The sequence below is a fragment of the Collinsella aerofaciens genome, assembly GCF_039836695.1.
GTDB classification, from domain to species: domain Bacteria; phylum Actinomycetota; class Coriobacteriia; order Coriobacteriales; family Coriobacteriaceae; genus Collinsella; species Collinsella aerofaciens_BD.
The window spans coordinates 79,589-87,465 of sequence record NZ_JBDPAC010000009.1; the positions used below are offsets into that span (position 1 = coordinate 79,589).

The 7,877-nt window shown below is 57.4% G+C and carries 12 protein-coding genes; all 12 read left to right on the forward strand.

Translation table 11 applies throughout. From position 1 onward, the window contains the following. Window positions 1-79: 79 nt before the first annotated feature. The 12 genes from ABG996_RS10840 (at window position 80) to ABG996_RS06015 (ending at window position 7,731) form a co-directional block, all read left to right on the forward strand. A complete protein-coding gene (locus tag ABG996_RS10840; protein WP_430733173.1) occupies window positions 80-310 on the forward strand; it encodes a helix-turn-helix domain-containing protein in 231 nt (76 codons plus the stop codon). Further along, window positions 307-636, forward strand: a complete 330-nt coding sequence (locus tag ABG996_RS05965; protein WP_347479731.1) for a helix-turn-helix domain-containing protein — start codon at window positions 307-309, stop codon at window positions 634-636. The genes ABG996_RS10840 and ABG996_RS05965 overlap by 4 nt, the downstream gene beginning before the upstream one ends. Then, window positions 633-1,424 (forward strand): MuF-C-terminal domain-containing protein, encoded by a 792-nt coding sequence (locus ABG996_RS05970; protein WP_347479730.1) that lies wholly within the window; start codon window positions 633-635, stop codon window positions 1,422-1,424. The genes ABG996_RS05965 and ABG996_RS05970 overlap by 4 nt, the downstream gene beginning before the upstream one ends. Next, a complete protein-coding gene (locus ABG996_RS05975) occupies window positions 1,424-2,512 on the forward strand; it encodes a hypothetical protein (RefSeq protein WP_347500973.1) in 1,089 nt (362 codons plus the stop codon). The genes ABG996_RS05970 and ABG996_RS05975 overlap by 1 nt, the downstream gene beginning before the upstream one ends. Window positions 2,513-2,556: 44 nt before the next feature. After that, a complete protein-coding gene (locus ABG996_RS05980; RefSeq protein WP_347479728.1) occupies window positions 2,557-3,045 on the forward strand; it encodes a hypothetical protein in 489 nt (162 codons plus the stop codon). Window positions 3,046-3,567: 522 nt separating this feature from the next. Beyond that, the gene (locus ABG996_RS05985) at window positions 3,568-3,747 is read left to right on the forward strand and encodes a hypothetical protein (RefSeq protein WP_347479727.1); all 180 of its coding nucleotides are present in this window, start codon (window positions 3,568-3,570) and stop codon (window positions 3,745-3,747) included. 49 nt (window positions 3,748-3,796) lie between these two features. Beyond that, the gene (locus tag ABG996_RS05990; RefSeq protein ID WP_156597185.1) at window positions 3,797-4,612 is read left to right on the forward strand and encodes a ParA family protein; all 816 of its coding nucleotides are present in this window, start codon (window positions 3,797-3,799) and stop codon (window positions 4,610-4,612) included. Window positions 4,613-4,614: 2 nt separating this feature from the next. After that, entirely contained in the window at window positions 4,615-5,199 is a 585-nt protein-coding gene (locus ABG996_RS05995) for a hypothetical protein (RefSeq protein ID WP_347479726.1), read from the forward strand. Between the two features lie 135 nt (window positions 5,200-5,334). Next, window positions 5,335-5,538 (forward strand): hypothetical protein, encoded by a 204-nt coding sequence (locus ABG996_RS06000; protein WP_347479725.1) that lies wholly within the window; start codon window positions 5,335-5,337, stop codon window positions 5,536-5,538. Next, window positions 5,538-5,912, forward strand: coding sequence for a hypothetical protein (locus ABG996_RS06005; protein WP_347479724.1), 375 nt, complete (start codon window positions 5,538-5,540; stop codon window positions 5,910-5,912). The genes ABG996_RS06000 and ABG996_RS06005 overlap by 1 nt, the downstream gene beginning before the upstream one ends. A gap of 691 nt (window positions 5,913-6,603) precedes the next feature. Then, entirely contained in the window at window positions 6,604-7,302 is a 699-nt protein-coding gene (locus ABG996_RS06010) for a hypothetical protein (RefSeq protein ID WP_347479852.1), read from the forward strand. Between the two features lie 153 nt (window positions 7,303-7,455). Next, window positions 7,456-7,731, forward strand: coding sequence for a hypothetical protein (locus ABG996_RS06015; protein WP_347479853.1), 276 nt, complete (start codon window positions 7,456-7,458; stop codon window positions 7,729-7,731). Window positions 7,732-7,877 lie beyond the last annotated feature (146 nt).

The following is a 7,877-nucleotide window of genomic DNA, read 5'->3' on the forward strand; positions in this document are numbered from 1 at the left end:
GGGATGGTTGACAACTCGTACGACTTGTACGATAAATAAGTCGTACGAGTCATACGGGTAGTGTCATACAGGAGTTGATATGTCTGGTATCTCAAATCTAAGGTCTGAGCGATACCGTTTGGGCATGTCCCAAGAAGAGCTCGGAGAGCTGGTTGGAAGACGGCGCGCCACCATCGGTCGTTGGGAAAGAGACCCCGCTCAAATTCCGGGACCCATTCTGGTGCAGCTTTCAAAGAAGTTTGATTGTTCGATTGATTATTTGCTTGGCTTTACTAATGAGCGAACTTCCAAAAGGAATGAGGTCGCATGATGAGCGGCAAAGAGAGGTTGGAGCCGTGGGCGAGTAGCAAATGGCTCTCTAAATCCGCGGCAGCCAAATATATCCATCGCCATGTCGATGTGCTCCAGGGACTCATTGAAACCGGTGAGATCCCCGCCGTCTACGGCGCGTTCAACCGTGGTGGATCGCGGACCATCTACATCAACATTGACGACCTCGACGCCTATATGCGCAGGACGCCTTTCATTAACGAGTCGAGCCATGAGATGCCTTACGAGGAGTACGCCTCTCTGCAGTCCCTGCAAGAGAGCATGTCAAAGCACATGGCCCGCGACGGCCGTAAGGGGGCCGCATGATGGGTCCCGCATCGTTCCCGAAGACTGTTCAATTTAGGGTGTCAGAAAAAAAGTGCGACTGGGAAATTAAGGAAGAGCCCCAGCCGCACCCGAAACGTGAGACCGTAGAAGAAGGGAGTTCACGGATGTGGAAAGGTGAACAGCGTCAACACGATCTCGACGACATAGGACGGTATCGCGCCCTCGTCGGTCAAGTTAATTCTACCATCGCAGTAGAGGGTCTAAACAATCAAGATCTAGCCGAATACGCGAATTCATGCCGAATGTGGACTGGATTCGCCGAAATTGCAAAGGCGAGGGGCCAGGGCTATAACCGACAGGCGCCTGTGCCCGTTCTCCCCGAAACACCGAAGGCGCTTTTGGCGGCGGGGATTCCCAACCTGCCTATCTGCCACACCGTGCGACATATCGTACGGGAGACAACGATCTCCAATCGCTCACACAGGCACGGGATTGAGCCCTCGCTGCTTGCATCGGTTCCCGAACTCCTTCAGTCTCCTGTTGCTATCTTTAAGGCGGGCGCAGGCAGGGTGGCGGTTGCGCTGGATGCGGTCGATACCATCGGACAGCCGCTTGTCGCCTATTTTGACCTAGCGGTTCCCCTGTCTGTCGGCGGTGGTCAGTTCCGCTCCGGTGAGCTCGTCAACTTCATGCTGTCCGTTTACGGACGCGAGTCCCTGATAAGTGAAATCGAATCCGCGCGGGCGGCAGGGGAGTGCAATGTCTTCAACGAAGAGGCGTTGTTCTCCCTGGCGGTCCAGGCGCTGCAAAGGAGAAAGGCCGCATAGTGTCGAAGATTCTCGAGACAGAGACTGAAGGCTACGGTCCTTCGTTCGCCATACACGGCTTCATGCGCTATTTGGGCCTTAGGCCCGCACAGCTCGTGGCATATGCCCTGATCTACTCCTGCACGGTAGATAAGGGTTGCTACGATTTTGGAGCCGCCGTTCTCGCGGACTGGTCCGGCACGAGCGAGCGCACTGCCCGCACGACCATCGCCTCCCTTCTCGAGATGGGCCTTGTCGTTGAGCGCGGATCCCATGTCCACGGCATGAACACCGTCGGTAGATCTCTTGTTGCAGCCACAGAGCCAATTGTCCGCGCTAGGGAGGCTTGGCAGGCGGACCATCCGGACGCCGGAAGGTCTTCTTTCCGAATCTCACCTGAAATTTCTTCACGTGAAGATTCTTCCTCACCTGCAAAAGTTTCACGTGATGTTTCTTCACGTGAAGTTTCTTCACCTGAAAAAACTTCCTCACCGGAAAATATTTCACGTGAAAATACTTCTTCACCTGAAATTTCTTCAGGTGAAGATTCTTCCTCACCTGCAATTTTTTCAGGTGAATCCCCCTATATACCTATAAGTAATGACTATCCAGAAGATTGGACGGATGGATGGATGGATTTTCAAACCAACCAACCGGACGTCTATCCCGGAATGGACTCTCAGGTCGATACCGCAAGTGATTTCAGGAAAATCGCCGACGAAACGATCAACCGCAACAAGCTCGACGCCGCACGCCAGCCCTACGATGAGCTGCGCCGTCTCGGCTTCGGGGCCGACGAGATCGGCACTGCATGGGCTCGCCGACAGGCCGATGCCAAAGATGCCGGCTGCGAGGATAAATTCATGCCTCAGCTGCGGAAATGGCTTCTCGACACGAGCGTCAAGGGCTGCCGAAAGATGGTCGAGGCCGCACGCCAGCGAACAGGCCGCGGCGAAAAGCACCTGCGAAGGGCTCCCGACGGCGCCTGGCTCATCATCGGAGACGGGCCGGTTCATCCGGTTGTGGATGCGAACGGAATCGTCTATCGCGGCGATAACAAGGAGTTCGCGATAGACCTGGCCCGCAAGCAGGCTACATCTTTGCTGTGAGCTGCTGAACGAACGATTGAATAAATGTCGAAAGGGGAAGTGACATGGAAGAGAACTCGTGGGAAAGACTTATTAGAACCGAGCGTAATGGACAATCTGCAATCGTCGGGATCGAGGGAGAGAACCATGACTCGTCTCTTTCCTCAGACGATGGCGGCATCGGCGCTCGAGAGGAGCGCGTCAGATGCGTTCTGTCCGAGCTGAGACATCTGGCCTCGATCAGAAGCCAGTGCGAGACAGCGCTCAGGCAGCTGCCGTCCCGATCGAATGAGAGGGAGCGAATGAGGAACCGCGTCCTGCATATCGATTCGACATTGAATCTCGTAATGGTCGTCGTCGAGGCGCTGGACGATTGCGAGCCGGGACTCGGATCTATCTTCCAGCTGTCCTATATCGACAACCTGACATGCGAGAGGATCGGCGCGCTCTTGGGCGTCTCCAAGAGGACTGTCATCAGGAGGAGAAACCATATCGTCGCGTTGATAGCGTCAGATGACGATCTCTACAGCATCATCGTTGGTGATGCCGCGTGAGCGCCGTAATCCTTTGGCGGGTACGCATATGACCCGGATTATTATCCTACTTGCCTCTGGACTACTTCTTGCACTCGCCGGCTTGAGCTACCTTCTCCGGCTAGATGGGTTGGCTTTACTGCTTCTTATTACTTCCGCTGCGATCGTGCTCCAGCTATTCGACAATGGTGATGAGGACGATTCCGGGTGGAGGCCTTTATAGGAAAGCCCCCAAGGAAAAGTTGCAAGTCGCGACTGCAATGAAGTGATATTACGCAATGACACAGTTACGCAATGACACAGTTACGTAATGACATAGTTACGCAATGACACAGTTACGTACTTCTTTAGTTCATTGATTACGCTTTCCTCTTCGCCATGTTTTCTTATAATCGCTTATTCCGTCGTTGCACTTTTATTTTCTTCTTTAATTCTTTTATTCATCTATTCCGCAGTTCATTAATGACATAATTCTGTTATTATTAAATCACAACCTTTAATGCGGAGTTTCCGCCATCGGTCCAATTAGGGCATTGGAGGTCTATGTCTTTTTATCCTGATTACATTCCAATCATCAAATTTATCTTGGGGTTTGTCGCGCTCGTAGCCTTTTTTGCAAGCGGGCTCGCCTACGCCGTCCTTCAGTTTATTGTCGGCGCGGCAGCGTGCCTCATCGCCATCCCGATCGCTCTTGTGGTCATGAGCATCGCCAGTCGCTCCTAGGCATTTTCTGGCTCTAATTGTTTTAAATTTCAATTTGAAAGGAATCACTATGCCGAATTTCACCCCTGTGATCGTGTTCACCAACCAGAAGGGAGGCGTCGGCAAGACGACTTCCGCAGACGCAATCGCCGACGGACTTCGCCGCCGCGGCCTCAAGGTCCTAGCCGTGGATATGGATCCCCAGGGCTCGCTTGGGCGAATCGAGTCGGACTGCGTCGCGAAAGGCACCTGCTGCAGTTCTAGCTTCCTCAAGGGCGTCCAAGTGGTTTGCACCGAGGACGGGCAGGCGACCGTGCCCGGCGATCTCGATTTGGCCAACGTCTCTGACGAGAGGGACCTCGAGGGTAACGAGATCAATGAGTACTCTCTGACGCGCGCAATAGAGTCGGCCGTCTCCCAGCACGGCTTCGATGCCGTCGTTGTCGACACCCAGCCCGGCATGACTTTCTCGACGATTTCCTCCACCATTGCCGCCACCCATCTCGTCATCCCGACTACCGCCGACAGGCTCGGAACCGAGGCCGTCGAGCAGACCCTCGAGCTCCTCAGCGCGGTATCCGATTCCTATGATGTTGCATGGATTAGTGCCCCCGCCGTCCTCATTACGCTCTATCGCGGTATCGCCAAGCTCGCGAGGGCCTTTGCCTCCCAGATGGTCGAAGAGTTCCCCAAAATGGGCCTCAAGGTCTTCCAGCGCCGAATCGGTATAACGGTCGCCATTCAGGACGCGCAGGCGAACGGTCGCAGCATCTACGAGATGAACGTCCTCAAGGGCGCAGCTTTCGAGTATGACGTCCTTGTAGGCAACATCATGAACTGGTGCGAGCTCAAGCCCGCAGCCGGTGAAACCGAAGGAGTTGAGTAACTGTGGCCTCTAACCTACCCGATAACCTCGTTGGCGACATGATGAGCAATGCGCCACGCTTCACTTTGCCAAATTTTGGGGCACAGAATCGTTCCGGGTCCCGCCCCGCGGGACCCGCCCCGCAAGATCCTGTTCAGGACAACGCACCCGCGTCGCCCATTTCCTATGCGAGCGTTCGCAAATCCAAACCCGCGGCGTCCCCCACACCCAACAAGGTTTCTTCCGGATCCAAAAAAGAGAGGGTCACCTTCTCGACTTCGCCGCTCGAGGCTGAAATCCTCGAGCGTCGCGTTCTCGAGCTCAAACTGAAAGGCGGCCCCAGGAGAGACGCCAATGTCAGCCGTGTCATCGAGGATGCACTTCGCGACCGTATCAACGGTGGGGAGCTCGATCTTTCCGTTTTGGACAACCCCAAGCGATCGATGAGTGCCACGCGCTATAGCCGGACGGCCCTCGTCCCCTATGAGGTGTACAAGGACCTCATGACCGGACTCGTGAGCGCTCGCGCGGCACATCCGGAGATTCTGCCCTCAAACCTCACTACCAGCGCGTATATCAGGGCGTGCATCCTGGCCTTGGAAAACTAGCCCAAGCATACTCTGCGTGCATTTTAATCGGATACATTCCCCGGGGCGGCGCCGCTCTGAGAAACACCTCTTCTCACGGGCGAAGGTCGGGCGGCGTCGAGGAATTGTTAGCTCTGGGAAGAATGGAGAATGGAAATGAAATTACCCGCCGCAGCGGTGAGGCCGCTCGTCGCTCTGGCCATTGTCGCTGCATCAATTGGCTGCATCGCGCCCCTCCCGGCATACGCCGAGAACGCGACGGCCGCCGTTGTCTCCGCTGACGGCAACCACGTCGTCGTCGATGTCGACCTAAACGGAGACGCGTCTGATGTCGGTTCCGCCGAGAGCCTGGCAGACTGATGGTAGTCCAGCTGATCGCCTCGGCCTTGCTGCTCGATTTCTTCGGCTGCATGATGCCCCTGGCATTGGTCGAGGACACCAAGGCATTTAAGGTCGGCGTGTTCCTGATTTGGGCGGCGCTGGTGGCGGATTCCGTCCTGATGGGCTTGTTCTATCCGAGGGAGCTGACGGGGGTGAATCCCCTGTTGGCGGTAGGTCTCGAATCGATATGCCTCATCTGTGCCATGTATCCCCTGCATGGGTTCGCATCGAACTTGGCTCCCTGTTGCATCCGGGTCGATACTGCCGCGGCCCTCGCCTTCATAGACTTCCTCGTGACCGCTGTGGGATATGTCTCCCTGCTCTTGGGTACGATCTGGCTTATATTCTTCTAGGCTCGCAGGCATATGGACCTGTCGACCATCAAGCCGGAGGGTTCCGAGGAGTAGCGCCGACGCAGGCCGCCTACATATCACGCCCGCTGTCGGCCTGTACGACGAAGATATCCCGTTCTAGCGAGGGGATCCCGATGAAGCCCGCCCCGACCCGGCGGGCTTTTCCATCCCCCGGCTCCCGCCCAGAGGGAGCGCTCCGGCGCCGCCTCCCCCTGGACCCCCGCAGGCCCTCACCGGTCGCTCGCGTTGCACTCCCTTCCGACAGCCTGGGGCTATACAGGGAGCCCCTACGGCCGTCGAAAGCGCGCACAACGCTCGCTCGTCCGCAGGGGGACGGATGCGGCCCGTCCCCCTGCGACCCCCTCGGCCGCCGGCTGCGCCGGTGCGGCCACTGCCGTGGCGTCCGCGTCCACCGCCGACGGCCCGCGCGGGGCGCGGCCGCGCGCCAGGGCGTCAACCCGATCGCGCACGCTCCGTCGCCACGGGGGCCGCACCCCGTCAAGGGCCCGCACGGAACCCCGCACAAGCCCCCGCGCGGGGCGCGGGGCCTGGTGGAGGTTGCCGTGCAGACCCCTGACGGGCCGCGCCCTCCCGCGGCGGCTTTCGCCGGAGCTAAAGCGACGCGCGGCGGGGTCGTGAGGTGCACACGCAAGGGGCGGTGCCGACGCCGTGCGGTTAAGGAGGTCCGATCATGGACAAAAAGGAGACTGTCAACGCCTACGATGAGGAAGCCGTCGACAGGGCGATCGAGGGCATGGGCATGTGGTGCGTGCTGCACAAGGGCGAGTTCCTCGATAAGGCATGGGCTTCTTTTAGGGCACTCTGTGGCGACGAGGTCGACCTTGACGGTTGCGAGGGGATTGCTCAAGCAGTGCTCAACTATGCCTTCACCGAGTGGATCATGTTCGACAGCATGGTGTTCGGTCGTGGGTGCATTGATGAGTACCTCGACCGTGTCGAGGGCGTCTCTAATAAGAACAAGGCGATTCTCAGTGAGATTAAGGGGGCTGCGAAGTACGGGTTTTTCCGCTACGGCGGTCTTTTCGATGACGGTTCCGGCGACAAGGGGATTGTCGTCTCCGATGTCCTCGAAGGGGGCAGCTTCAAGGTCTACAGCGCCTATCTGCACGGTTTGGCTATCGAGCGCTCCTTTGAACCTGGAACCGGACTGTCGGCGAGGTTTGCGATTCTGGACGGGCGCGCATATTTTGTCGGTCAGTTCCCGGCGCACGACAAGGCACCGATCGATGAGAGTGAGACCCTGAACCTGTATCGCAAGTGTTTGGAGATCGGCTATCCGTTCATCGTCGCGATGGCAGCGAGCACACTTGCCCCTAACGGCATGTTCAGCGGCAGCATGGTTGCCCGAGTAGCGGAGTCCGCTGCATAGGAGGCAAACAATGGCAGGGCTGTTCGCAGCCCTGCCCCAAGTCGCTTTCAGTCCAGTGGAAAGCGAGGTGAGATCGAAAAGAAAAGCGAGCCGCATTTTGGGGAGGCGGCTCGCAGTCAAGCCCACGAAAACCATAGCGTTGAAAGGAATATCATGGGGTTTATCGACTATATGATTTTAAGCGAGCGATTTCAAGGTATCAGGCGTGATTGCGTAAGGCCGTCTCTGGTGGATGTAGTGATCTTGATTAAAAGCCTTGCACCCATCGCGTTGGCCTACCTCTTTGAAATCAAGCTGCTGGTCGCCTTCGCCTACCCGATCTGTTGCGCCCTCTTTCTCTATTTCTATCTCAAGCGGGAGGAAGAAGTCTTGGCAACTGTGTTTGATGAATCGAGCGCCAGATATTCCAGGCGCCCATTGAGGCGATAGGATCGGCTTCGCATCAGAGGCGGCTCCCAGCTGGGAGCCGCCTCCCACATCCCCCGGCTCCCGCCCAGGGGGAGCGCTCCGGCGCCGCCTCCCCCTGGACCCCCGCAGGCCCTCACCGGTCGCTCGCGTTGCACTCCCTTCCGACA